Annotated in this window: 24 protein-coding genes; 11 read left to right on the top strand and 13 right to left on the bottom strand. The window is 48.7% G+C overall.

Annotated elements, in window-relative coordinates; translation table 11 throughout:
• Nucleotides 1-276: 276 nt before the first annotated feature.
• Entirely contained in the window at nucleotides 277-1,203 is a 927-nt protein-coding gene (locus A372_RS36280) for a transposase (RefSeq protein WP_083858810.1), read from the bottom strand.
• 737 nt (nucleotides 1,204-1,940) lie between these two features.
• Here A372_RS36280 and A372_RS0108825 point away from each other — a divergent pair.
• The 5 genes from A372_RS0108825 to gyrA all read left to right on the top strand — a co-directional run bounded on the left by A372_RS0108825 (nucleotide 1,941) and on the right by gyrA (nucleotide 9,329).
• Complete coding sequence (locus A372_RS0108825) at nucleotides 1,941-2,756, top strand: GDSL-type esterase/lipase family protein (protein WP_019420474.1); 816 nt, start codon at nucleotides 1,941-1,943, stop codon at nucleotides 2,754-2,756.
• A gap of 28 nt (nucleotides 2,757-2,784) precedes the next feature.
• Nucleotides 2,785-3,750, top strand: a complete 966-nt coding sequence (locus tag A372_RS0108820) for an ABC transporter ATP-binding protein (protein ID WP_019420473.1) — start codon at nucleotides 2,785-2,787, stop codon at nucleotides 3,748-3,750.
• Nucleotides 3,743-4,732, top strand: coding sequence for an ABC transporter permease (locus A372_RS0108815; RefSeq protein WP_019420472.1), 990 nt, complete (start codon nucleotides 3,743-3,745; stop codon nucleotides 4,730-4,732). The genes A372_RS0108820 and A372_RS0108815 overlap by 8 nt, the downstream gene beginning before the upstream one ends.
• A 142-nt stretch (nucleotides 4,733-4,874) precedes the next feature.
• Complete coding sequence (gene parE / locus A372_RS0108810; RefSeq protein ID WP_019420471.1) at nucleotides 4,875-6,866, top strand: DNA topoisomerase IV subunit B; 1,992 nt, start codon at nucleotides 4,875-4,877, stop codon at nucleotides 6,864-6,866.
• A gap of 15 nt (nucleotides 6,867-6,881) precedes the next feature.
• The gene (gyrA, locus tag A372_RS0108805) at nucleotides 6,882-9,329 is read left to right on the top strand and encodes a DNA gyrase subunit A (RefSeq protein ID WP_019420470.1); all 2,448 of its coding nucleotides are present in this window, start codon (nucleotides 6,882-6,884) and stop codon (nucleotides 9,327-9,329) included.
• Here the strand turns inward: gyrA and A372_RS37910 are convergent.
• Nucleotides 9,326-9,493 (bottom strand): hypothetical protein, encoded by a 168-nt coding sequence (locus A372_RS37910; protein ID WP_019420469.1) that lies wholly within the window; start codon nucleotides 9,491-9,493, stop codon nucleotides 9,326-9,328. The two genes, gyrA and A372_RS37910, sit on opposite strands and share 4 nt — an antisense overlap.
• A 311-nt stretch (nucleotides 9,494-9,804) precedes the next feature.
• Between A372_RS37910 and A372_RS0108795 the strand changes: the two genes are divergently transcribed.
• On the top strand, nucleotides 9,805-10,275 hold the full coding sequence (locus A372_RS0108795; RefSeq protein WP_019420468.1) for a MarR family winged helix-turn-helix transcriptional regulator: 471 nt from the start codon (nucleotides 9,805-9,807) through the stop codon (nucleotides 10,273-10,275).
• Nucleotides 10,276-10,297: 22 nt separating this feature from the next.
• Here the strand turns inward: A372_RS0108795 and A372_RS0108790 are convergent, their stop codons facing one another.
• From A372_RS0108790 to A372_RS0108775, 4 genes are all read right to left on the bottom strand, one after another.
• Nucleotides 10,298-11,674 (bottom strand): CapA family protein, encoded by a 1,377-nt coding sequence (locus A372_RS0108790; protein WP_019420467.1) that lies wholly within the window; start codon nucleotides 11,672-11,674, stop codon nucleotides 10,298-10,300.
• 36 nt (nucleotides 11,675-11,710) lie between these two features.
• Nucleotides 11,711-12,418 (bottom strand): RluA family pseudouridine synthase, encoded by a 708-nt coding sequence (locus tag A372_RS0108785; RefSeq protein WP_019420466.1) that lies wholly within the window; start codon nucleotides 12,416-12,418, stop codon nucleotides 11,711-11,713.
• Between the two features lie 6 nt (nucleotides 12,419-12,424).
• Nucleotides 12,425-13,288 carry a class I SAM-dependent methyltransferase gene (locus tag A372_RS0108780; RefSeq protein WP_019420465.1) on the bottom strand — a complete coding sequence of 288 codons (864 nt, stop codon included), beginning with the start codon at nucleotides 13,286-13,288 and terminating at the stop codon, nucleotides 12,425-12,427.
• A gap of 480 nt (nucleotides 13,289-13,768) precedes the next feature.
• A complete protein-coding gene (locus tag A372_RS0108775; RefSeq protein ID WP_019420464.1) occupies nucleotides 13,769-14,476 on the bottom strand; it encodes a response regulator transcription factor in 708 nt (235 codons plus the stop codon).
• 149 nt (nucleotides 14,477-14,625) lie between these two features.
• Here A372_RS0108775 and A372_RS0108770 point away from each other — a divergent pair, with 149 nt between their 5' ends.
• A complete protein-coding gene (locus A372_RS0108770) occupies nucleotides 14,626-16,728 on the top strand; it encodes a sensor histidine kinase (RefSeq protein WP_019420463.1) in 2,103 nt (700 codons plus the stop codon).
• On the opposite strand, the gene A372_RS0108765 is transcribed toward A372_RS0108770, so the two are convergent.
• The 4 genes from A372_RS0108765 to A372_RS0108750 all read right to left on the bottom strand — a co-directional run bounded on the left by A372_RS0108765 (nucleotide 16,725) and on the right by A372_RS0108750 (nucleotide 18,493).
• Complete coding sequence (locus A372_RS0108765; RefSeq protein ID WP_019420462.1) at nucleotides 16,725-17,051, bottom strand: helix-turn-helix domain-containing protein; 327 nt, start codon at nucleotides 17,049-17,051, stop codon at nucleotides 16,725-16,727. The two genes, A372_RS0108770 and A372_RS0108765, sit on opposite strands and share 4 nt — an antisense overlap.
• 208 nt (nucleotides 17,052-17,259) lie before the next feature.
• Complete coding sequence (locus A372_RS0108760; protein WP_019420461.1) at nucleotides 17,260-17,493, bottom strand: hypothetical protein; 234 nt, start codon at nucleotides 17,491-17,493, stop codon at nucleotides 17,260-17,262.
• A 272-nt stretch (nucleotides 17,494-17,765) separates the two neighbouring features.
• The gene (locus A372_RS0108755) at nucleotides 17,766-18,056 is read right to left on the bottom strand and encodes a YxcD family protein (protein WP_019420460.1); all 291 of its coding nucleotides are present in this window, start codon (nucleotides 18,054-18,056) and stop codon (nucleotides 17,766-17,768) included.
• Complete coding sequence (locus A372_RS0108750) at nucleotides 18,056-18,493, bottom strand: membrane protein (protein WP_019420459.1); 438 nt, start codon at nucleotides 18,491-18,493, stop codon at nucleotides 18,056-18,058. Before A372_RS0108750 ends, A372_RS0108755 begins: the two co-directional genes overlap by 1 nt.
• 257 nt (nucleotides 18,494-18,750) lie before the next feature.
• Between A372_RS0108750 and A372_RS0108745 the strand changes: the two genes are divergently transcribed.
• Nucleotides 18,751-19,314, top strand: a complete 564-nt coding sequence (locus A372_RS0108745) for a DUF309 domain-containing protein (protein ID WP_019420458.1) — start codon at nucleotides 18,751-18,753, stop codon at nucleotides 19,312-19,314.
• Between the two features lie 50 nt (nucleotides 19,315-19,364).
• Here the strand turns inward: A372_RS0108745 and A372_RS0108740 are convergent, their stop codons facing one another.
• Nucleotides 19,365-19,907 carry a PadR family transcriptional regulator gene (locus tag A372_RS0108740; RefSeq protein WP_019420457.1) on the bottom strand — a complete coding sequence of 181 codons (543 nt, stop codon included), beginning with the start codon at nucleotides 19,905-19,907 and terminating at the stop codon, nucleotides 19,365-19,367.
• Nucleotides 19,908-20,218: 311 nt separating this feature from the next.
• Between A372_RS0108740 and A372_RS0108735 the strand changes: the two genes are divergently transcribed.
• Entirely contained in the window at nucleotides 20,219-21,217 is a 999-nt protein-coding gene (locus A372_RS0108735) for a CobW family GTP-binding protein (RefSeq protein ID WP_019420456.1), read from the top strand.
• Nucleotides 21,218-21,287: 70 nt separating this feature from the next.
• On the opposite strand, the gene A372_RS33620 is transcribed toward A372_RS0108735, so the two are convergent.
• Nucleotides 21,288-21,908: a beta-class carbonic anhydrase gene (locus A372_RS33620; protein ID WP_019420455.1), complete on the bottom strand. Its 621-nt coding sequence runs from the start codon at nucleotides 21,906-21,908 to the stop codon at nucleotides 21,288-21,290.
• A 20-nt stretch (nucleotides 21,909-21,928) separates the two neighbouring features.
• Entirely contained in the window at nucleotides 21,929-22,285 is a 357-nt protein-coding gene (locus tag A372_RS0108725) for an iron-sulfur cluster biosynthesis family protein (RefSeq protein WP_019420454.1), read from the bottom strand.
• A 108-nt stretch (nucleotides 22,286-22,393) separates the two neighbouring features.
• Between A372_RS0108725 and A372_RS0108720 the strand changes: the two genes are divergently transcribed.
• Both A372_RS0108720 and A372_RS0108710 read left to right on the top strand, forming a co-directional pair.
• The gene (locus tag A372_RS0108720; protein ID WP_019420453.1) at nucleotides 22,394-23,908 is read left to right on the top strand and encodes a carboxypeptidase M32; all 1,515 of its coding nucleotides are present in this window, start codon (nucleotides 22,394-22,396) and stop codon (nucleotides 23,906-23,908) included.
• Between the two features lie 410 nt (nucleotides 23,909-24,318).
• Complete coding sequence (locus tag A372_RS0108710) at nucleotides 24,319-24,579, top strand: metal-sensitive transcriptional regulator (RefSeq protein WP_019420451.1); 261 nt, start codon at nucleotides 24,319-24,321, stop codon at nucleotides 24,577-24,579.
• Nucleotides 24,580-24,649: the final 70 nt, after the last annotated feature.

Here is a 24,649-nt window from a genome sequence, read left to right as displayed (position 1 = left end):
GTACCATCCTTACACAGAGAGAGCCCCTGCTACACCAAACAAACTCTGTGGGTGTACCGTCCTTACACAGAGAGAGCCTCTGCTACACAAAACAGACTCTGTGGGCGTACCATCCTCACATAGAGAACGCTATCGTTTACACCGAAAGCTATGCGTGTGTACCCGAATAGTGATTTTCTTGGGAAAGGATAAATATCTGCCTCCATAGGCATAACGATATGCTACACCTTCCGTCACACTCAACCTCGTCAATTTGTGAGGTTTAATCTATCCGTGTCATACCGCCCTGCGATATGGAGCGTGCTGTGAAGGGTTTGGGGTGGAGCAGTACCGGGTTACGGATCCGGTGTCTGTAGACATGCACAAGTCTAACAAGCGTCCCCATGCGGATTCATGATGGGCAGACGCGTTGTGGCGGAAGCAATATTCGTCCAAGTATAACTGAAGGTGTTTTTCGCCTAGGCCGTGAAAGGTATCATTCAACCAGCGCCGAGCCTGGCTAAATGCACGGTATAAGCGGCTGCTGCGCTTGACTCGAAAGTCCTGACGTATAATCGAAACCTCGGGGACGGACTCAGAGACGTGATGAGCGATAAAGTTGTCGCAACCCGAACGAAGCAGGAGTTTGCCGGACATGTATTTCCGGTTCACAAGCTTCATCTTGAGAACGATATTCTCCTCGTCAGGCGTGGCGGAAGTGGAGACGATGAGAGGGCATTCCTGAGGATGAAGGCTCAGAGTGTTAGAGGTTGGGCGAAAAGAGCGACCGAGGAAGGTCACGATACCTTGAACGGGCGCATTCAGTGATCGGTTGCTATCGTCACGGCTTATCGCAATACGTATTTTGTGCAATATCGACCAGGCAGTCTTGTAGGTAACTTTGAGTACCGAGCTGAGTTGGACAGCGTTGATGCCAGTATCGGAACGGGAGACGAGCCAGAACGCCGTGAGCCACTTCCGCAAGGGGGTGCGGCTGCCTTCCATGACGGTTCCAGCTGTCAGCGAGGTTTGATGATGGCAAGCGCGACACTCGTACAGTGGAAGCCGGCGTGTCCGGATGATATAGACACCGGTGTGCCGGCAACGCGGACAGACAAAGCCCTGAGGCCACTTTAACTCAAATAAGAAGGGCACGCAGGAGGATTCCGAAGGATAATGATGCTGTAGGTCCTCTAATTTGTCGATAGATTGCCATCCGTTCATCGCTAGATCCTCCTCAAATGAATTAAGAACAAATGTTCTTATGTATATTATAACGAACAAATGTTCCTGTTTCAAGGAGGGTAACTAACAATTAGCAATAATTTTATAGTTAACGTGGAACAACGTTGTCTCGAAAATGCGCATGAATTTTCTGACTGAATGGGAGGGGAACGCTAAACGGGACATTAAGGCAATGATCGCACGCCCTACATAGTGGACGACGGTTATTCATCGGATGCCATATGATATTACTATAATGAGTGCGCTGGTCCCAATGATAAAAGGATGCTGTTTGTTGACAAAAATATAATTCATTTAAACCAGATACCTACAGCCACACAGCTATGGAGATATATACCTGAAGTAAGGGGAGAGCGGTGCTATACACTAAACTGAAGTAATGGCAAGAAGTACTATACGCGTTCAAATCTAAAGTAAGGCAGAGGAAGGGGGATATACACGTGTTTTTATCTGAATAAGGGAGTGCAGTGCTATATATGCACATTTTCTGACCGAATGGGAGAGTGGTGTAAGAAAGGTTTTTTCGAACGTACCGCACAGGTAAATGAGTTCCTCGCGAACTGGATAAAGATTCAAGTGATAGCTTAGCGTTCGGTATTAAATTCGACGGGACTTGGGAGATTATTGAGCGCTAAAGTTTGCAAATGGATTCCCGAACAGGTAATGTATTGATATATCTTGGTGAGTGGGAACTTTATACGACTTGGGAGGGTAACATGAACCGCAAATCGACATCGCGATTATGGTCATGGATAGCGTTGTTCGGCTTATTGTCGACGCTCGTGTTGGCGGTAGGCTTCGGGTTCGGGGTCGCAGACATATTGTCGCCGGCCTCGGTTCCGTTCACGGAAATGCCGTCGGTTCAGACGCCGCCGGTAAAGGAAACCGCACAGGCTGACGAATGGCTTATTGCAACGATAGGCGATTCTTTGACTAGGGGGACCGGTGACGGCACAGGTGAAGGCTACGTGCGGCGTGTGGTCAAAATGCTGGACAAGGTTCAGGATAAACCAGTCACTCTCTTGAACAATATGGCGGTGAACGGAATGAGAGCCGATCAACTGTCCGAGCGATTGAATCAAGAAAGCATCGGCTATGTGCTGAAGAAAGCGAACATCGTTCTGCTTACGATTGGCGGCAACGATCTGTTTCAGAGCGCCCGCTCGGAACAATTCGGGGATCAATCGTTGAACCAGGATACGCTTCTTGCGAAGGCCGATCAAGGAGTTGTACATTTGAAGAAGGTGTTCGCTGGCATTCGAAAGTGGAATCCGGACGCACTCATTGTGTACGTAGGATTGTACAATCCGTTCACGGACTTGGAAGAAATGCGCGAAATCGGCAATAATGTCGTTCAGAAGTGGAATGATGCCGCTTTTCAAATGATTAACAAGGATAAAAATATGATTATGGTTCCAACCTTTGATTTGTTTCAGCAAAATATCGGCATGTACCTTTCCTCCGATCACTTTCATCCGAATGGTGACGGCTATCAAGCCATCGCGGAGCGAATCGTGCAAAGCATTCGGTAAGGACAGGTAAGGAGGTTCGGTATTTCACATGAACAGCGCCGCAGCTATCGTATTGTCGGTTCAGCAAATAAAGAAAATGATCGGCCGCAAGCTGATTATTAAGAACGTCACGTTCGACGTCCGTGCTGGCGAAATATTCGGTTTTCTAGGACCGAACGGCTCTGGAAAGACGACGACGATCCGCATGCTCGTCGATTTAATTAAACCGACGGAAGGGCGAATCCAGGTGTGCGGTTTCGATGTAAATCGAGACCCGGAGAAAGCGCTTCGCTACGTTGGATCCATCGTCGAGAACCCGGAAATGTATAACTTTTTGACGGGCTGGGAAAATTTAGAGCATTTCGCGCGAATGGTGCCTGAAATCGGCGATGACCGCATTCATGAAGTCGTTGAGATTGTCGGGTTATCCAATCGCATTCACGATAAGGTGAAGACTTATTCATTAGGGATGCGTCAGCGTCTGGGCATTGCGCAAGCGCTGCTGGGCCGTCCGAATTTGCTTATCCTGGACGAGCCTACGAATGGCCTCGATCCGCTTGGAATTAAAGAGTTGCGGGCATTTATTCGCACGCTGGCCGACAGCGGGATGGCCGTCTTTGTGTCCAGCCATTTGCTGAGCGAAATTCAGCTCATGTGTGACCGGGTTGCCATCATCAGCCGGGGAGAAGTGTTGGCAGTCGACGACGTGGAGCAGCTATTGACCGGACGCAACCAATTTGTTATTTGGCAAGCGAAGCCGGAAAAGAAGGCGCGGGACATCTTGTCTGCGAGCGGTGCTGTCACGTTCTTCAACCGTGAAGACGAAGTGATCGACGAAGCGGTATTAGTAGGTGTGCCTGATTATGCTATCTTGACGGAGACGCAGCCTGAGAGCATCGCCGAGTTGAACCGTAAATTAATGGAGGCTGGCGTCGAAGTAGAGGGCATTCAGCGCATTATGCCGACTCTGGAGCAGTTATTCCTGGAGATAACGGAGGGAGAACGCATTGAGTAGCTTGCTGCCGCTAATTCAGAATGAAACGATAAAAGTGTTGAAGAAGAAACGGTTCTATGTCGTTCTGCTGATTCTCATCGTTCTCATTCCGGTGTTTACCTATGCTCAGATGAAAATCGCTCAGAACAATCGAGAGAAATTCAATCAAGATTGGCGTCTAGAGCTGCAGCAGCGCATTACGGACATTCAGAATACGCTCGGCAGTGACCGGGTGCCGGAAGAATGGAAGAAATATCGGCGCATTATGCTGCAGCAATTGCAATATTATTTGGACCACGACGTTAACCCTGATGAGCCGAACGGAGTGACCTTTACGCGAACGTTCATGGATAACGCGGTGACGCTGTTTATTCCGTTGCTCGTCATGGCCATCGCGAGCGATATTGTATCATCCGAGCGTTCTACCGGCACGATTAAGATGCTGTTGACCCGGCCAGTGCGAAGGTGGAAGGTGCTGCTCAGCAAATGGATCGTGCTCATGATGTTCACGGGAATCATCGTCATTCTTACAGCTCTGCTTGCCTATTTAATTTCTGGCATGGTATTTGGCTATGGAGGCTGGACGTTCCCTATATTTACAGGATTTGCGCTTTCGGGAACAGAGGTGAATTTTGATACAGTCCATATTGTACCGTCGTGGATGTATATGCTCATGCAGTGCGGGCTCATATGGTTCTCGAGCGTCGTCGTTGCAGCGCTTGGCTTCATGATCTCCGTGCTTGTCCGTAGTACGGCGGCAAGTATCGTAACATTGATGGCCACGCTCATCGCCGGCAGCATACTGTATAACATGGCCTCATCGTGGCCGACGGCGAAATATTTATTTATGATCAACTTGAAATTAACAGATTATTTGGCAGGTACACCGGCGCCTGTCGAAGGAATGAGCCTCCCTTTTTCACTCGGTGTATTGGCCGTCTGGGGGATTGCCGGATTGTTTGTCGCATTCCGTGTCTTTACGAAACAGGACATTTTGAATTAGAATATACAAGAATGCGAAACATCTGTTTGCATCCGGACGATATAATGGTATGGAGGCATACCTTCCTTCGCTCGGACGCGACAGATTTTCTTTTGCCGACGAAAGTTGGAACGCTAAATGTAATTTTGAAGGAGGAGCATGAATGGTCGAGCAAATCGATTCGTTCGGACAGCTACCGGGAAATAAGGGGGCAGCGAGCAACCACAATTCAGACTACGGGGCTGACGACATTCAAGTGCTCGAAGGGCTTGTCGCGGTTCGTAAACGGCCGGGGATGTATATTGGCAGTACAAGCTCCTCGGGGCTTCATCATCTGTTATGGGAAATCGTAGACAACGCCGTCGACGAGCATCTCGCCAAATTTTGCTCCCAGATTGATGTGACGGTTCATAAGGACCAGTCGGTCACCGTGCGCGACAATGGCCGCGGAATACCGACCGGAATGCATAAGACAGGAGTACCGACTCCACAGGTCGTATATACGATTTTGCATGCCGGCGGTAAATTCGGCGGTGCAGGCTACAAGAAGTCGGGCGGGCTGCATGGTGTGGGCGCTTCTGTAACGAATGCGTTATCGGAATGGCTTGAGGTTGAAATTTGTCGTGAAGGAAAGATTCATCGTCTGCGGTTTGAGACTTGGGTAGATGACGACGGCAAGGAACACGTCGGGGAACCGGTTACCGGACTGGAGATTATCGGGAATACGAACCGCACAGGCACGAAAGTAACATTTAAGCCTGATACGAAGGTATTTCACGGCAATATACATTTGAATTATGACAATCTTGCCGAGCGTTTACAGGAGATTGCCTTTTTGAATTCGGGCCTGCAAGTCACATTGAAGGATGAGCGGTCGGGGAAGTTGGAAACTTTCCTATATGATGGCGGAGCGAGTGAATTTGTACGGTATTTGAATGAGGACAAAACGGTCCTGCATGATGTCATCCATTTTGTTGCGGACAAAGACGACATTGAAGTAGAAATTGCGCTTCAATACAACGACGGTTATACGGAGACGCTAGTATCCTTTGTTAACTCCATCCCGACACGTGGAGGCGGAACGCACGAAACGGGCTTTAAGACCGCTTATACGCGTGTCATGAACGAATATGCGCGGAAAAATACGCTGCTCAAAGAGAAGGATAAAAACTTGGATGGGAATGACCTGCGCGAAGGCATGATGGCGGTCATTAACGTCAAGATGTCAGACGTGGAATTCGTCGGACAGACGAAGGATCAACTGGGCAGCGCAACAGCCCGCGGCTCGGTCGACACGATCGTAGCCGAGAACATGAGCATTTTCTTGGAGGAGAACCCTCAAGTTGCGCAAATGCTCGTGAAGAAAGCGATTCAAGCATCGAGAGCACGCGAAGCGGCACGTAAAGCGCGCGAGGAAGTGCGGACCGGCAAGAAGCGCAGTGAAAGCTCCAATTTGAATGGCAAGCTGACTCCGGCGCAATCCAAGGATTATACACGCAACGAGCTGTTCATCGTGGAAGGGGATTCCGCGGGCGGGTCGGCGAAGCAAGGCAGAGATTCGAAGACGCAGGCTATTTTGCCGTTGAAAGGCAAGCCGATGAACCCGGAGAAGGCGAAGCTGGTCGATATTTTGAAAAATGATGAGTATCGCACTATCATCCACGCGATTGGAGCGGGGGTAGGTCCGGAATTCGAAGTAGAAGAGAGCAATTATGCCAAGGTCATTATAATGACCGATGCCGATACGGATGGAGCGCACATCCAGGTGCTGCTGCTCACTTTCTTTTATCGGTATATGAAGCAGTTAATCGATAACGGGCGGGTATACATTGCGCAGCCGCCGCTATACAAGATTACACATAAAAAAGGCAAGCATGCGACGATCCGTTACGCTTGGACCGATGAAGAGCTGAATAGTTACTTGAAGCAGTTCGGACAGAACGCCGAAATACAGCGTTACAAAGGTCTGGGTGAGATGAACCCGGATCAGCTGTGGGAAACGACGATGGATCCGGAGACGAGAACACTGCTGCAGGTGCAAATTGACGATCCGGCGAAGGCGGAACGGCGCGTATTGACGCTAATGGGCGACAAGGTGGAGCCGCGTAAGCGTTGGATTGTCGAGAACGTCGATTTTACGGAGTTTGAGGAATAGAAAGGTGAGAGACACATGAGCGTATCGGAACAATTTAAACCAGCGTTCTTGGAAGATGTGGTAGGCGACCGGTTCGGCCGCTATTCCAAATACATCATTCAAGACCGTGCTATTCCCGACGTCAGGGATGGTCTCAAGCCGGTTCAACGCCGCATTCTGTACGCGATGTATGAATCTGGTAATACGCCGGATAAGTCGTACCGCAAATCGGCAAAGACGGTCGGGGATGTCATGGGTAACTATCACCCGCACGGAGACGCCTCGATCTATGACGGCATGGTACGGATGGCCCAGCCATGGAAGATGGGGCATGTACTCATCGACGGACACGGCAACTGGGGCTCGATTGACGATGATCCTGCTGCAGCGATGCGTTATACGGAAGCTCGCTTGTCCTCTATAGCAATGGAGCTTCTACGGGATATTGAGAAGGATACGGTTCTGTTTCGGCCCAACTTCGACAATACGGAAAATGAACCTTCCGTATTGCCAGCACGGTTCCCGAACCTGCTAGTTAATGGAGTAAGCGGGATTTCTTCCGGCTTTGCGACGGAGATACCGCCTCATAATTTGCGTGAAGTCATCCAAGCGTGCATAGCATCGATCGACAATCCGAACTTATCACTTGATGATCTGATGCAGATTATTCAAGGCCCGGACTTTCCTACAGGCGGTATCATCATGGGGGAAGAAGGAATACGCGAAGCGTATCAGACCGGCAAGGGGCGTATCTACATACGTGCGAAGACGGAAATTGAAGATATGCGCGGTGGACGGCAGCAAATTGTCATTACGGAAATCCCTTATCAAATCGTCAAATCCCGACTCGTCACGGCGATGGAAAATATCCGCCTGGAGAAAAAGGTTGACGGTATAGCCGAGGTTCGGGATGAAAGCGGTCGTGAAGGAATGCGCATTGTGGTCGAATTAAAGAAAGATGCAGATGCGACGGGAATATTAAATTACTTGTTCAAGAAGACTGATTTGCAGGTCACATATAATTTCAATATGGTCGCGATCGTTAACAAGGCACCGCAGCAGCTTGGTCTTAAATCAATGCTGAATTCTTATATTGCTCACCAAAAAGAAGTCGTGACGAATCGAACCCGTTATGACTTGAACAAAGCGGAGGATCGTGCGCATGTCCTGGAGGGCTTAGTTAAAGCTCTGGATATACTGGACGAAGTTATCGCGACGATTAAAGCTTCCAAGAATCGTCAGGATGCACAGCATAACCTGATGGAGAAGTTCCAATTTACCGAGCGTCAGGCGGATGCGATTTTGACATTGCAGCTGTATCGGTTAACCAATCTGGAACTGACGTCTCTCAATAAGGAACTGAACGAGATTCAGAAGAAGGTGGCCGAGTTGCGCGCTATTCTGGATAGCGAGAAGAAGCTATTGAGCCTAATCAAGAAAGAGTTAACTGAAATTCGCGACCGCTATGGTATTGAGCGGCGCTCTGTCGTCCAAGGCGAAGTGGAAGAGATCAAAGTCAATTTAGAAGTTATCGTGAACGCGGAAGATGTTATCGTGACGCTGTCGAACGAAGGATATATTAAGCGTACGAGTCAGTTGTCGTTCACCCGATCCGGAGGCGAATGGGAGAAATCGGGCGTGAAGGAAGGCGACTTTATCCGCCAGATTTTCGAAGTGAACACGCTGGATCGGCTGTTGATCTTTACGAAGCGGGGGCAATACTTCTCTTTGCCGATTCATCTTATACCGGAATTCAAATGGAAAGATAACGGTACTGCGATTGTCAATGTCATTCCGATCGCCAAGGAAGATCGGATCGTCAGTGTCGTTCCTATCAAATCGTTTGATAGCGAGCAGGCATCGCTATTGTTCGTCACTCGCCGCGGTCAAGTGAAGAGGACGCTTCTCAAAGAGTATGAGACGAAGCGGAGTGGGGCAGTAGCCGCGTGTAAAGTGGCGGATAACGATGAATTGTTGAGCGTCATGACGAGTGACGGTGAGATGGAGCTGCTTCTAGTCAGCAATCAAGGGATGGCCATCCGTTTCCTGGAGCGTGAGGTCAATGCGATGGGACGTGCCGCAGGCGGAGTCCGCGGTATGCAGTTAAAGGATGACGATGAGATCGCTGCCGCTATTCGTGTGAACGGCGATGAAGGCGAAATCACGGTGCTGACTGATTTAGGTTGGAGCAAGCGTTCCCTGCTGCTGGATTACCCGACCCAAGGGCGGGGCGGGAAAGGGATGGCTACGTTTGAATTCAAGGAAGGCAAACGGGTGAAGCCGAACGGAACGAAGCTAGTCGGGGCTTATTTCAGCACAGCAGCATATCCAATTACGCTCGTTGCGGATTCGGGCAAGCTCCATCAGTTAATTACAGAGCATGCCCCTCTTATGGATCGGAAGTCGCAAGGCCGAGCCGTAGTCGCATTGGATAAAAATGAACATGTCGTTGATACGCTCGTTATTGCGCCGATTTCAGTTTAATCGAAAGGCTTGTGCGGCGGATTTAATACATCGTGCAATCGCATAACCATTTCAAGCAGGACCCACATGGGAACGGGCTCATCGAGTCGTTCCATCCATTGTGGGTCTTTTACAATTCCAATTTCGATTGCTCTGCGAACCATTTCCTCTTTGACCTGTTCCATCCGAAGTTCCTCCTTTGCGGGTGATACGGGACAGATGCCCATATATTAATTATATGATCCTGCAAACCATCATGTTCCGATTCGTGGAATGTTCCGGTCGGTTGCTTTATTGTTGACAATATGATCACGATAGATGACCGAACTTTGAAGCTGTGGTATAATTTAGTTGTTTTTGATCGTGTATATGAATCAACTTCTTAACGCGGTCGCCCATCTTCGAAAGACATCGATAGAAGTGTATCTGAAGGATGAGTAGGGTTGAGATTCAGGTAGTACAAGATCGGTATGGAGAAAAGGGGGAGTCGGCAATTATGCACGTAACGGAATTTGCCAAGCTGTGGTTGAAGCTATCGAAGGAGTATAAAAATGTGATGGATGAGGCGCTTGCACCGAGTCTGACCGAAAGCCAGCTAACGGTATTGGAGTGGGTGACGGAATATGGCAAGGTGAAGCCTTCAGATTTGCTCCCGCACTTAGCAACGACTCCTGCAGCGATAACGACCCTCATGGATCGGATGGAGAAGAATGCGCTTATTGTCCGCGAACGTGATCAAGGCGATCGGCGTATTGTATGGATACAGGCAACTCCATTTGGAGAACAAGAAATGCGCCGAGGGATTGCGACTCGGGAATCGTATTGGACCGATATTCTTCATCGCATCTCGACGCATAATCAGCAATTGCTTATTTTGTTGTTAGGCAAGCTTGCCAATGCGCCTCAGCCTCAGCCGCAGGTGAACACGACGCGCGATGCTATTGCAGCAGGCAATAAGCGAGACTAGTCGGCTAGCTGGCTATTAGACGTCATTCTGAAGTCAATAGCACCGGAACCGCGGACATCGACTGCAGATGACGGTTCGTATTGTTCAACATGTTCTGCAGCCGTTTGAACTGATTCGTATTTAAGCGTTTATCCGAATGCGACATGATGGTGTCAGACATGGGCAAGACACGGTATTTGCGCTTAGGTCTCGGGCCATCGATATGAACCCAAGTCGGCTCTGCCGTAATCTCTTTCAATTCTATACGTCCCTCAGGCATATGCTTAACCATTTCCACACCGAAGATTACACCGATATCTTTCCCGTCGCCCGTTTGGTTAGAAATAAAATTTCCTAATGAATAAATAATGATTGCATCTCTTGTGTGTCCGTCTGCTTCTTGTACGGTTACCCGTTCATAAGGCTGTAGGACGTGTGGGTGCGAGCCTAGAATTATATCTGCCCCGGCTTGGACGAGCGTACGAGCCAGTTGTATTTGCTTTTGATTCGGTTTGTCTTCATATTCGTTGCCGAAGTGAAGCGCTATGGCGACGACGTCTGCACCGGCTTCCTTCGTCTTCTTAATGTCTCTAATCATCCGTTCCTCATCGATGAGCGACACCAGGTAAGGTTTCTTCTTCGGCAGCGGTATCCCGTTCGTACCATAGGTATAAGCCAGTATCCCTAGCTGTATGCCGTTCTTCTCCAGCAGCGTAACTTGTTCGGACTCCCATAGCGAAGCAGATGTTCCTTTCGTTACGAAGCCGCGGTCTTTGAGCACTTCCAAGGTGCGAAGCGCCCCTTGCTCACGCCGGTCGAGCACATGATTGTTGGCGGTTGTTACAATGTTAAAACCAGCATATTTCAAAGCATCCGCCAGCTCTGAGGGCGCGTTGAACATCGGGTACCCGGTATATACTTTCTCTCCGCCCAGCAGTGGCGTTTCTAAGTTGGCCCAACACCAATCCGCACTTTCTAGTATCGGTTTCACCTGACTGAAATAACTATTGAAATCATACTTTCCTGTCTTCGGATTAACGTAGGCGGGAAATTGCGGAGAATGCATCATAATGTCGCCTACGGCCAAAAGCTTGCCCGATAGCGTATAGGGCTTGACGTTGTTCTCAACGGTGGCAACGGAGCTGTCAGCAGCTTCCTGGGACCCGTTAGCGAGAAGCGCGCTCTGGTTGGTACCTCCCTCTTGTTCTCGTGAAGCTGCAGCTTCATCGGAACTCGCTTCTTGTTGAGATGGTGAGGGAAGCTGCGCGTTATCTTGCTCCTGCGTGCTGGCTGCACCATTCGCGGCAACCGGTGACGCCACTTCATACTGCGTGGTGAAGCTGCAAGCCGCAGTCATTAACATAACTATCATTGCCGTAACCATCAGCAGCCATCTGTAGTATCGAAAATCTGTCTTCATTTTTATTTTACCCCTCCGAACTGTTGCAATGGGATGTTACACCATCGTAGCAACATCCCATTGATTCCAAGGAAATTCCCTTGGCGGAATCGATCGGAATTCCATGTATTCCTTTGTCGTCGGATGAGGAAAAGACAGCTGAACGGACCATAAAGCGATCTGCTGTCCCGGTCGATTCCAGTTGGCCCCGTATTTCTGATCTCCGTATAACGGACAGCCAATGGCTTGCATTTGCACCCGAATCTGATGGGGGCGACCCGTATGCAAACGAACGCGAATGAGTGATAAATCTTGACTGTTGCTTGCCACCTCATAGCTCAATCGTGCTTCTTTGGCCCCAGCAGTGCCTGCCGGTACCGTACGAACGATATTGGTGCGCGTGTCTTTATGCAAATAGTGTGTTAAGTCTCCTTGCAGCTTGCGCGGACAGCCATGCACGACCGCCATGTACAACTTACCCAACTCATGGCGGCGCACGACATCCGACAGTCTGGAAGCAGCCTTAGACGTCTTGGCAAAGACCATCGCCCCTCCGACAGGTCGGTCGAGGCGATGTACAAGTCCGAGAAAGACATTTCCCGGTTTTTCGTATCGGATCTTCAAGTCTTGCTTCAATAGAGTCAGCATATCCACGTCATTGCTGTCATCAGCTTGAGACAATATATTCACGGGCTTCTCCACGACGAGAACGTGATTATCCTCGAACAGAATGGGGATATGTCCTTGAGGCATAGGTATGGACATATGATGTTATGCCTCCCAGCGTCCTAATATTCCGCAAGGCAGAACCAGACCGGACTGTGTGATAGGAAGTCCAATCTCTCCACAAGTCAATTGACCGCCATAGCGCTTCTTCATCGTCATGCTGAGCAGATTGTTCAGCACGGATGGAGACAGACCGGTGGTATAGGAGTTAATGAGCATGAACAACGGATTATCCGACATAATCGTCGTACAGAACTCAAGGAACGGGTATAGGCTTTGTTCCAATTTCCACGTTTCGCCGCTCGGTCCGCGTCCGTACGACGGCGGGTCCATAATGATGGCATCATATTTATTGCCGCGGCGTTGTTCGCGCTGAACGAATTTGAACACATCATCTGTAATAAAGCGAACGGGCTTGGAGGAGAGACCTGACAGTTGCACGTTCTCTTTTGCCCATTGCACCATGCCTTTCGATGCATCCACATGGCATACTTCCGCACCGGCATAAGCGCAGGCAACGGTAGCGCCCCCCGTATATGCAAAAAGATTCAATACTTTAATTGGACGATTAGCCTGCTTAATCTTGTCCATCATCCAAGCCCAATTGACCGCTTGCTCCGGAAACAACCCCGTATGTTTGAAACTCGTCGGACGAATATAGAACTTCAAATCACGGTATTGGATCGTCCAGCGCTCCGGGATAGGCTTCTTCATATCCCAATTGCCGCCGCCAGAGGAGCTTCGATGATAGTGTCCGTGCACATTACGCCACAGGTTGCTTTCTTGTTCCAGAGGCCAAATAATTTGCGGGTCGGGACGACGCAGCACGACATCTCCCCATCGTTCCAGCTTTTCACCGCCCCCGGTGTCAATTACTTCATAATCTTTCCAGTCGTTAGCCATGTACATTGTGTGTGTGACTTCCTTTCTTCATATGCGTGTCCCCTAAAGACCACTTTTCAGCACCGAGAAGCACAAGTTTACGCAAGAAAACTTCATCGGAAGCATTCTTCGAAGAAGAGCGGGTGTAGGCGAGACTACATGAGCACCTGAGATGTTTCCAACGGAAACATTCTTCGGAAGCATAAGCTCTTCGAGAGTGAATGCAAGATTCGATGTCGAATCACATCTTGAGATGCTTCGTGATCAAAAGTGGCTTTCAAACTCACTAAGCGCTATTGTACTATAAATGCGCCTATGCTTACCAGAAAGTAATACGATTTCTCGTGCTGGCGATGATGCGGTGTCACACGCAGCTTCTCAAGACAAGCGGACTTCCTGTTCGCCATCATGAAAAGAAGACCGTCAACCTGTGCAGGATGGCGGTCTCTGGCGCATGGATGGATATACTAATAGTGCGTGTTCAAAAGAGGACTTTTTGAGCAGCCTCTAATAGGAATCGGCCTGAAATTTGTAACCTACACCTCTCACCGTAACGATATACCGGGGTTGTGTTGGATCTGGTTCGATTTTTTTGCGTAGATTGCTTATATGTACCATAAGGGTTCGTGTATCCCCAAAGCTTTCCGTGTTCCAAATGTGCTGATACAATTGCTCCAGCCTAAACACCTTGTTCGGAGATTGAGCTAAGTAGGCGAGTAAATCGAACTCTTTGGCGGAAAGCGCCACAGACTTTCCTTCTATTATTACATTGTGGCTGTGCAGATCGATCTCCAGCGCTCCAAAAGCGAGCTTATGCTGCGGCGGTGTCGGATAATTCCGGGACGAGAGCGAGTTTCTGCGCAAATGTGCTTTGACGCGTGCGACGAGCTGACTCGGACTGAAAGGTTTCGTTATGTAGTCATCCCCTCCGACTGTAAGCCCCATAATGATATCAACGTCATCGCTCTTGCAGCTGACAAACAGAATCGGCACGTTCGAAGTCTTGCGTATCTCCTTGCACACTTCAATTCCGTCAAGCGACTTCAGCAAAATGTCAAGGATGATCAAGTCCGGAGTCACTTCCTTCACCATTTGCAGTGCGGTATAACCGTTATCTGCAATGAAAACGTGATAACCTTCGCGTCGCAAATACAACGATATGAGCTCTGTTATTTCTAATTCATCATCTACGATTAATATCTTAAAATCGTTCATTGCAGGCCGTCACCTCCGTCACTCCTTCCATTATAGCGAACGTTGTCAGAAGATGACAATCTATTCCTTTTTTTTCGGCAATATTTGCTCGATATATCGTCAAACAGTCCCCTGTGTTATAAAATGGTAGGGTTAGAGGGGGAAACGAAATGCGCCGAATCACTTTTCATATTATGATGGCGATGACATTAATAACGATTCTAGTCCTACAGGTGGTCGGCTCGCTAGTTGATGGCAATGCTGCTCCGCAGGTGAGAAATGGAGTGATGGATGTAAGGGGATGGGACTTTAGGAGCCAAGGCCTTGTTCCTCTGAACGGACAGTGGGAGTTCAACTGGCATGAATTGCTGTCTCCAGCCGCCGCTACCGCCCCCCGCAAGGTGACGTATTACGCTCCTGTTCCAGCATCGTGGAATCAGTTCCAGCTTCAGGAAGGGAAGCGCTCGGGAGCAGGTTATGCTACATATCGTCTCCACATTATGAAAGACGACATTGATTCTCTATATGGCGTATGGCTGCCCAGCATATACAGCTCCTATCAATTGTGGGTGAACGGCAGGCTCGTATTAAATGAAGGCACCGTATCCGAAGACGAGAATACGTATGAGCCTTCAACGAGACGGCGGATGGCTATGTTTCACATGCCGGGGGAGCAGGCGGAGATCGTCATTCAGGTTGCAAATTACTCGCACCAACGCGGGGGAATATGGCAATCCCCGTATTTTGGCCTCGCTGAACAAACTATCCGCAAAAGCAAAATGGAAACGGTTCGTGACAGCATCCTCTTCGGGTGCTTGCTAATGGTCGGCTTATATCATATTGGGCTGTTTATCGAACGGCGCAAAGACAGGTATACAATCCTGTTCGGCGTGTTATGTATTGCGATGGCATTCCGTATTGTGACTTCGGGGGATATGCTGCTGCTCTCTTGGCTGCCGATGCTGTCGTGGAGCATCAACACTCGGATAGAATACATTTTGATGTTGATTGCCGCCATGACAGGAGTCGGTTATATTCGCTACTTGTTCACCGAGGACGCGGACGCCTGCTTGCGCACATATCGGTTCCTCATCGGCGGGGGCAGTCTCCTTATCGGAATGACTGTGTCGCTGCCTACGAGCGTTTTTACGTCCTTCTTAAGCGGCTATCAGCTTTATATCGTCGCTGTTGTGCTTTATATTTTTGCGATGAATTTCAGAGCCATCCACCATCATAGATTAGGAGCATATATTGCGCTCATCGGGTTCGCCGTGCTGAGCGTGCTGGTCCTTAACGATATCCTCTATAGCCATGAGCTTGCTCCTATTCGGGACTTGGCGCCGATTGGGCTTGTCGTGTGCATCTTCTTGCAATCGCTCGTCATTTCGCTGCGGTATTCGCAAGTATTGACGGATCTGGAATCCGTCTCGACGGAATTAATCGAGCTGAACGCCAGCTTGGAACAGAGGATTCAAAAGCGCACAGCGGAATTAGTGCACATGAACGCACATTTAGAAAAGAATAATAAAGAGCTGGAACGTATGGAAATATCCCGACGGCATTTATTCACCAACATATCGCACGATTTACGTACTCCGATTACGTTGATTAGAGGGTATTTAGAAGTGCTGCAGGATGAAATCGTGTATGACAAGGCAGAGCAAAAGAAATATATCCGTTTGATGCTCAACAAGATTAACAGTCTGAATCATCTCATCGGTGACATGTTCGAACTATCCAAGCTGGAAGCGGGGCAAGTCCAATTCTCGAAGCAAGAGGTTCTTTTGGAGCATTTCATCACTCATTTGGAAGATAACTACAAGCTGGAGCTTTCCGGAAAGGGGTTGATCTTCGCTTGTTATAACGAGACGTATCGGGATGTTCCTCCAGCCAGCATCGTTCTGAGAGTTGATTTGGACAGAATGACGCAAGTATTCGATAATCTCATCTACAATGCGGTTAAGTTCACGCCGGCAGGCGGGTCGATTACGATTCGCATACAATACACGGCAGAGAAAGAAACCATACATATCGAGGTGACAGATACAGGAATCGGTGTGAGGGAAGAGGACTTGCCTTTTATTTTTGATAGATTTTATAAGAAAGATAAATCACGAAATTCGTCAACTGGAGGAAGCGGAATCGGTCTGGCCATTGCCAAAGAAGTAATCGAGCTTCATTCTGGTCAGATTGGAGTAGAAAGCGGTCAAGGGGCAGGGACGACGTTCCATATCGTGCTTCCTGCGTATCGCATATCTAGCCCACAACGTTAAGGTTGGGCGGGATGATCGGCTTGTTGAATGGACTGGCGCAATATATAAAGCGTATGTTGTCTTGAAGAATGATCCAACGAATGCCAGAGCTGCAGTAATTGTTTTGTTTCACGAGCATAGTCGGTGCGGTCCTCATTGAGAATATAGTCGATCGGAACGTCAAATAACAGAGCGAGCTTATTCAAATTGCTATATACAGGCTGTCGATTGTTGATCTCATAATGACTATAGGCCGAACGAGTCACTCCGATATGACGAGCGACTTCTTCCTGCGACATATTGCGGGCAAGACGCAAGCCGCGTAAGCGCTCTCCAATGGTCATGGTAAAGCTCCTTTATCCATTCTAAAATCGTATAAAACGATTCTATAGCACTATTTGTACTTTATGATACAATTTGTATCGTGTCAAGTGTATTTTTCCAGATGGTTGCATGAGCCGGATGAAAAAGAACGGCGCATATCCTTTACGGGATATGCGCCGAATTCCAATGCCTATTCATCATTTGGTTAGGTGAGAAGTGAGAAGTAAATCAGTACAGGGATAGCGCGAGCGTGTCCATTTCCCGTCTCGTATGTAGGATGGCTTCCGATCCTACGATTTCAATGCTGATTAACGTTTCCAAGCAGGTTTTAATGGCCCGCTTGCCTGTGCGGACTTTGCGATTTAAGGCATCCATAAGCAAAGAAAATGTATTTTTGTGCGATATATTAGTGCAAAACACGGGTACTTGTCGTTCTTGAAATTCAATGTAAACTGTTTTCATATAGCAACAAACCTCCTACTATTAGTGCGTGAACACCGTAATTAATCTTATTCCATTATACCTATCATACTTAAGCAACATTAAATAAACCTTAAAAACAAAAGACAATGTTGTTACAAAATACAAAAAAATGTTCACCAAATCATGAATAAGCAGGAATGAATTTTTGTCACTTTTTCAAGTAAGAAAAACAAAAGGCAATAGTTGCTTGGACCATCACGGAACATCATTGTGTGGATCCAAGCACTATCGCCTCCATGTACTTATGTGATTTATTGGCTTGTATCGATATCTGCCCAGATTTCGTCGTCGACATCCAATGTGATCTGGTGACGAAACACCCGCTGGCCGTATTCTTTATATACATATTGCTCCACGGCTTCGAGCAGATTCGTTTCTACCAAATACTGTTGCCGACCATGAATCCATACTTCGGCAGTGAAGCCATGCTCCTCATCCCAACACAGTTCGACCTGAACGTCTGTCGGCTGCACTTGTCTGCGCATTGCCATGTGGAGACACACCGCGTTGATGAGTTCATCCATGCTGATGCGCATGTTCATTAATTCCACCGCCCGTGTTCCGGCTTCGGAGGATTGCGGCGTTCCTTAATCTTGCGCACGACTAGGAGGACGAGCGATACGAGAAGGAACAACGCCATCAGGTTCACCATTAATCCCAGCAGTTCGCCGAAGAAGCCAAGGTTGCCGAACATGCTGCCGAATAACAGTCCTGCGAGGCCGCCAATCATCAGGCCTTTCATCAAGCTTCCTCCGCTGAAGAAACCGCGTTTCTGTGTTGTGGCGGCTCCTGTCGATTTGGAGTTATTCGAGCTGTCGGAACGATTAACTTGATTCTTATTCTCTGTTTTTTTCGGAGCAGGATTGTAATTCTTAACTCCGGAACGGAAAGACCCTCCGCGCTTGGCATCTACCATAGACGGTGTAGTTACCGCAAAAATAAGAAAGAATGCCATAACAACCATAATCCACTTACGCATGAATTGCCTCCTCATAGAAGAATAGATATCATCCGATACCTAATACGAACGGAGTATGGTGAGGTTTCAAAAAAAGTTGATTTGATGAAAAACATTTACAATTTGCAACTCTCGTTATGCTGTTAATACGTGTTCAAAACACGTTAACTATTCGATATATGTTATTATTAAAAAGCAACCTGCATCTGTGTCGAATATATAGTATAAATGGTTGTTGAAAAATGAGTTATTAATATGCTGTCGGAGGATGAGAAGGTATGCATTATCCGAAACCTTATATCGAGTATTTACTGCACTTTCACGGGTCGCGGGATTGGTTCGAATGCCATGAGATTATGGAAGAAATGTGGAAGGCTGAGACGTCGATGGAACGTAAGCAGTGGTGGCTCACGCTAGTCCAGATTGCCGTAGGTCTATATCATGAGCGCAGAGGGAATACAGCAGGCGCGTGTAAAATGCTAAGAAGCGCGATGTCGCACGCCAATCAAGTTCCTTGGCACGACCTTGGGTTGGATGGAGAGCAATTGTTAAGCCAATTAGAGGCCAAGTTGACAGAATTGAATAGATCAGGGACAGCAGGTGAGAGAATATCGGTCCGTCCTGACTATGAGGAATGGAATCTGCCGATTGCTGATCCAGACTTGTGTGAGCAGTGCCAGGAGCAATGTGAACACCGAGGGTGGACATGGTGCTCAACGAATAGTCATGTAATGGACGATGTCGTTCATCGACATATGCTTCGTGATCGACAAGACGTGATAGCCGCACGGGCGGAAGCGCATCGTCTTAAGCAAAGGGAAAGAGGAGCTGAATCATGCTAATCATCCCGCTCTATTGCACGTGGAGCGCCACAGAGCGGGACGGATATTTCTCAAGATAGCTCTTCTTCTTGTTCCAGCATATTGACAACCCAACGGCACCATTCGATTTGCGCTCCGGCCAATGAAATGGCGCGGTGAAGAAGCACGTAATCGCCAAAATGCTTTGAATGCACGTGGCGTTCTTCCTCAGGAATGCGTTGGAGCAATTTTTCATAATAAGCGGTTCTCGTCTCCAATTGCTTCAGACGGGTTAAAAATAAAGGGATCGAAATGTCGCGCTGCGTCATCCAAATGCACTTCGTCTTTAAGCTCAATTCATCGCGCGAACTCTGTTCTGCAGGCGGTTCGCCCAGCCACTCGAGAACAGCTTCGGTACCTTTCTCGGTTAAGGAATATACTTTCTTATCTGGCTTGTCCCGCTGTTCGATGCGGACATATTGAACGAACCCTTCCCGTTCCAGCTTGGCTAACAGGGGATAAATTTGACTGTGCTTAGCCTGCCAGAACGGTTGAATGCGCAGCATTAAATCATATCCAGAGCAAGATTCGCTCGCGAGCAGTCCGAGTAATCCGTAAGATAACGTATTGAGCATAATAACACCTCCACAGAATGACTTGCTGCTAGACGGCATACTTTCCTTATTGCATCTGTTTTGAACAAGTCTCCAATGATAGTATATGTAATGATTTACATAATTGCAATACTCTATTTCACAACTTCTTTTTTTGTATATATATTCTATCACAATTAGCAAGTTCCCTTCCTTTGAACCTTCTTTCTGTACCGCTTTTTGGCTGTGGCCAAGGCCTTTGTTGCGCCCTTAGTATGAAGGTTGTATCATGTGATGGGAACAGAGAAGACCACAATCAATTTTTGCACTAGATGAAATGAGGTAATGCAATCATGTCCGTTCACGAACAGAATAATAATACGACGATTCCCGTTGTCATCTTATCCGGCTTCCTCGGTACCGGTAAGACGACCTTATTGAAGCAGTGGCTGCAGTGGAGCATGGAACAAGGGTTGAAGCCTGCGGTCGTCATGAATGAAGCGGGCGAAGTGAACTTGGATGGACAGCTGCTGCCAGCTGACGTTGCGATGAAGGAAATGCTGAATGGTTGTATCTGTTGCTCCATGCGGGGAGATTTCGGCTTGAAGCTGTACGAATTGGTTCAAGAGGAACAACCCGATATCATCTATGTGGAATGCACGGGGATTGCTGAACCGATGGAACTCGTGGATTCGATAACGGAAATCTCGCTCTACACGAACGTCGTGCTGACGAGCATCGTTACGTTGGCGGATGCGAAGCATTTAGCCGATCTATTCATCCCGGACTCGGGAGCGGAGCGCGGGACGAGCAACCGCAAAATGATGCATTTGTTGAAAGAACAAGTTCGCGCCGCTCAACTGATTCTGCTTAACAAAGCAGATCTCGCAACAGTGGAGCAGCTTGAAGCGGTTAAACTGCGTTTGCGAGAATGGAATGCCGGCGCTCGAATAGAGGTTACAAGTCATGCTAAGGTGGAACCGGAACTGTGGAGAAGCTGCATGGATGCGAAATTCTCCCATACCGCTGCTGGCAAGTCGAATTCCTCCGCAGGTGAGCACCACCATCATCATACTCACGATGCCGTAACCGTATGGACCTATACGATGCCGCGCGCTGTCGACAGCGAACGATTTGAACAGTGGCTGATGTCGCTGCCCGCGAATGTGTACCGGGCGAAAGGCATCGTTTCCTTCACGGACACGACAAAGCGATATATGTTTCAGTTTGCTTATCGCGCAACCGAATTTGTGCCGATTACGCCGCAAGGTGATGTGAAGGACGTTATCGTCGTCATCGGTGAACAGATGGACACGGCTGCGCTCGAGCAGTCGCTGCAGGCATGTGAATGAACAACCAATAAAAGCTCCTGTCACAGAACGATGGTTCTGAAGCAGGAGCTTTTCCCGTTACGATAACGGCTTAACGAGTGGCGGAAGGAGAATGCTCTTCGTGCGAAGACTCGGAGTTCTGCTCTTCCAAATAGCGATAACCGTCCGCAATCCATTCCAACGCGCCGGTGTCTGGGTGGATGACCATACCGTGAACCGGCACATCCGGTGGCAGGAGCGGGTGCTTGCGCAGGATGCGAACGCTGTTCAGCACGCCTTCGTGCACGTTATCGAAGCCGCGCAGCCAATGATGTAGCTTGATGCCGGAGTTCGTCAACGTATCGAGGACGACATCTTCGATCCCGCGCTCCTTCGCTTTATCGATAATGCCTTGGGAGTTGAGCGCGGTCATTCCGCATTCATAATGGCCGACGATGACTACTTCGGTCGCTTCCAATTCATAAATCGCGACCAGCACGCTTCGCACGACGCTCCCGAACGGCTGCGATATGATAGCGCCTGCGTTTTTGATGATTTTGACATCGCCGTTGCGCAAATTCATCGCCCGCGGCAACAGCTCGACCAGACGCGTATCCATACAGGTGATGATGACCATCTTCTTGTCGGGAAATTTGTCGGTCAAATACTGCTCGTACTGTTTACTATCCACAAATTGACGATTGTAATCCAAAATATTGAACATATTGGACATGTGCGGTTCCTCCAAACCTGTTAGTTTGCATGAGCTCTGCGATGATCTTCGCATGCGACGTGCGTGGAATAAATTTGCTGCGTGCTGCTCAACTTGAACATTCCTGTCGTGCCGCTCACGTCCAGAACGAGCGCCTCATCGAAAAACACCATCTGATGCTTATCCATCACGAGTGTCCAGCTGGTATTCGTGTCCACGGCCAGATCGAATGGGGCAGGCTCATCGATCAGCCACAAGGCCGGCACTCCATTGACAGCGCAGCCGCAACCGTCCGTATCATAAATAAGCTTGATGATTCCTTTCCCAGAGCAGGATGGGACAAGCCGGTTCGCTAGCGCGGAAGCGGCCGCTTCCGTAATTTGAATTATAACGGACATCTGTTCCAGCTCCTTTACGCGATACAACCGTTATTGAAAGTTGATTATATCGTTTACACCACGTATCATCAAGAGGAAAGGGATTACGTAAATAGAGGTGAATGGAACATGAGTACACAAAATCAATCGGTTTTGCAGCAATTTCATAATATCACTGGAAAATTGAAGAGCTATGAAGAAGCGATCGGCCTGATGCAGTGGGACTTGCGCACCGGCGCGCCGCGCAAAGGCGCCGAGCAGCGCGCGCAGACGATTGGCGTCCTGTCAGGCGATATGTTCAAGCTGTCCGTATCGAACGAGATGGGAAGCTGCTTGGATGCGCTTGAGCAGCCGGAGCAATTCGAAGCGTTAAGCGCCGCCGATCGCAAGATGGTGACGGATGCCCGCAAGGAATTTAACCGCAGCCGCATGATTCCGCCAGAGCTGTATCAGGAGCATGTCGTGCTTACGTCTCATGCGGAGACAGTGTGGGAAGAAGCGAAGGAGAAAGCCGACTTCGAGATGTTCAAGCCGTATTTACGGGATATTGTAGCGAAGACTCAGCAATTCATTGATTACTGGGGCGTTAAAGATACGCGCTATGACACTTTGCTCGATATGTATGAACCTGGGATGACCGTAGCTAAGCTGGATGAGACGTTCGGTCAGCTGCGGGACTCGTTAGTTCCGCTTGTACAATCCGTTCAGGCTTCATCGCAGCCTGAATTCGAGTTCCTGTATCGCGAGTGCCCTATTGAAGGCCAAAAAGTGATTAGTCTTCAATTGTTGAAAGAAATGGGCTACGATTTCGATGCGGGCAGATTGGATGAAAGTGTGCATCCGTTCATGATTGGCTTGAATCCGGGTGATGCGCGGATTACGACCAACTATAAGACGGACGATGTGGCCAGCGCCATCTTCAGTTCGCTGCATGAAGGGGGCCACGCGCTCTACGAGCAAAATATTAGCAAAGAGTTCGCAGGGACGCCGCTCTCGAGCGGTACGTCGATGGGAATTCATGAATCACAGTCACGGTTCTGGGAAAATGTAGTCGGCCGCAGCCGCCCGTTCTGGCAGCACTATTATGGATCATTGCAAAAATTATTCCCGACTCAGCTGCAGAATGTAACCGGGGACATGTTCTACCGCGCAATCAACCGGGTGGAGCCTTCCCTTATTCGAATTGAAGCGGATGAGGTCACCTACAACCTACATATTATTATCCGGTATGAGATCGAGAAGATGCTCTTCAATGACGAGCTGTCGGTTGATGACTTGCCACGGGTATGGCAAGAGAAATATGAGTCCTACCTGGGCGTCAGTCCGCAGAACGCCGGTGAAGGCGTGCTCCAGGACGTGCACTGGGCAGGCGGCGGCTTCGGTTACTTCCCTTCCTACTCGCTCGGCAACATGTATGCCGCACAGATTATGAATACAATGCGCAAGGCAATGCCTTCTTTCGACGACACGATTGCGCAAGGCCAATTGCTCCCGATTAAAGAGTGGTTGTCCGAGCAAATTTATCAGTACGGCAAATTGCTGACCCCGTCGGAAATCATCATGAAGGTGACGGGCGAGGCGCTGAATCCGCAGTACTTGGTCGATTATTTGACAGAGAAGACGAAGGACGTCTACGGTATATAATATCGCCATATTATCACACAACGCAGCTCTTCGGGGCTGCGTTTTCATTTTTTTGACGGCTTCTTCTAAGACAGAGATATTCGCCAGCAGATGGAAATATAGCGCATACCTGACGAAAATATTGATTCAAAGCGGGGGCTCTGAGCCAAGCAAACACGCGCTCGGTTCTTCCAATGAGGCACTTGAAAAAAACGGCGGCAACCCGAATAATACTTATTATACAGAAGGACGCACCTTCTTGTACAAAACGGCAGTATGTCGAGATTTTGAAAAACGCGTTGAACAAGGTGCCAAGCCTGGTGGCCTGATGAGTCGGAAAGCGCGTCCTATTGAACCGAAGTCGAAGCCAAGGTATGCTTTATGTATCATATTGAATAGAGGTTTGCCGCTCGATGGGAAGGAGGTATGAGATGGAATATCATGATTCAGTTAAAAATCGGCTCAAGCGTGTGGAAGGGCAAGTTCGCGGCGTGCTCAGCATGATGGAGCAGCAAAAGGATTGCAAGGACGTTGTTACCCAGCTTACGGCGATTCGTACTGCAGTGGACCGCGCAATTGGAGTAGTCATCGGCGCGAATTTGGCTTCCTGCGTGCGAGAGCAGCTGGAGCAGGGCAACGATCCGGACGACGTGATTCAAGAAGCCGTTAATATATTGGTCAAAAGCAGATAAATTGTACCAGCGTACAGCAGAAGCGCATTCCCTTCGAAAAGAAGGGAATGCGTTTTTTTCGTAAACGGGC

The organism is Paenibacillus sp. OSY-SE (genome assembly GCF_000283315.1).
Lineage (GTDB): Bacteria > Bacillota > Bacilli > Paenibacillales > Paenibacillaceae > Paenibacillus_B > Paenibacillus_B profundus.
The sequence above is the reverse complement of the archived record's forward strand: the minus strand, read 5'-3'. Positions and strand labels throughout refer to the sequence as shown.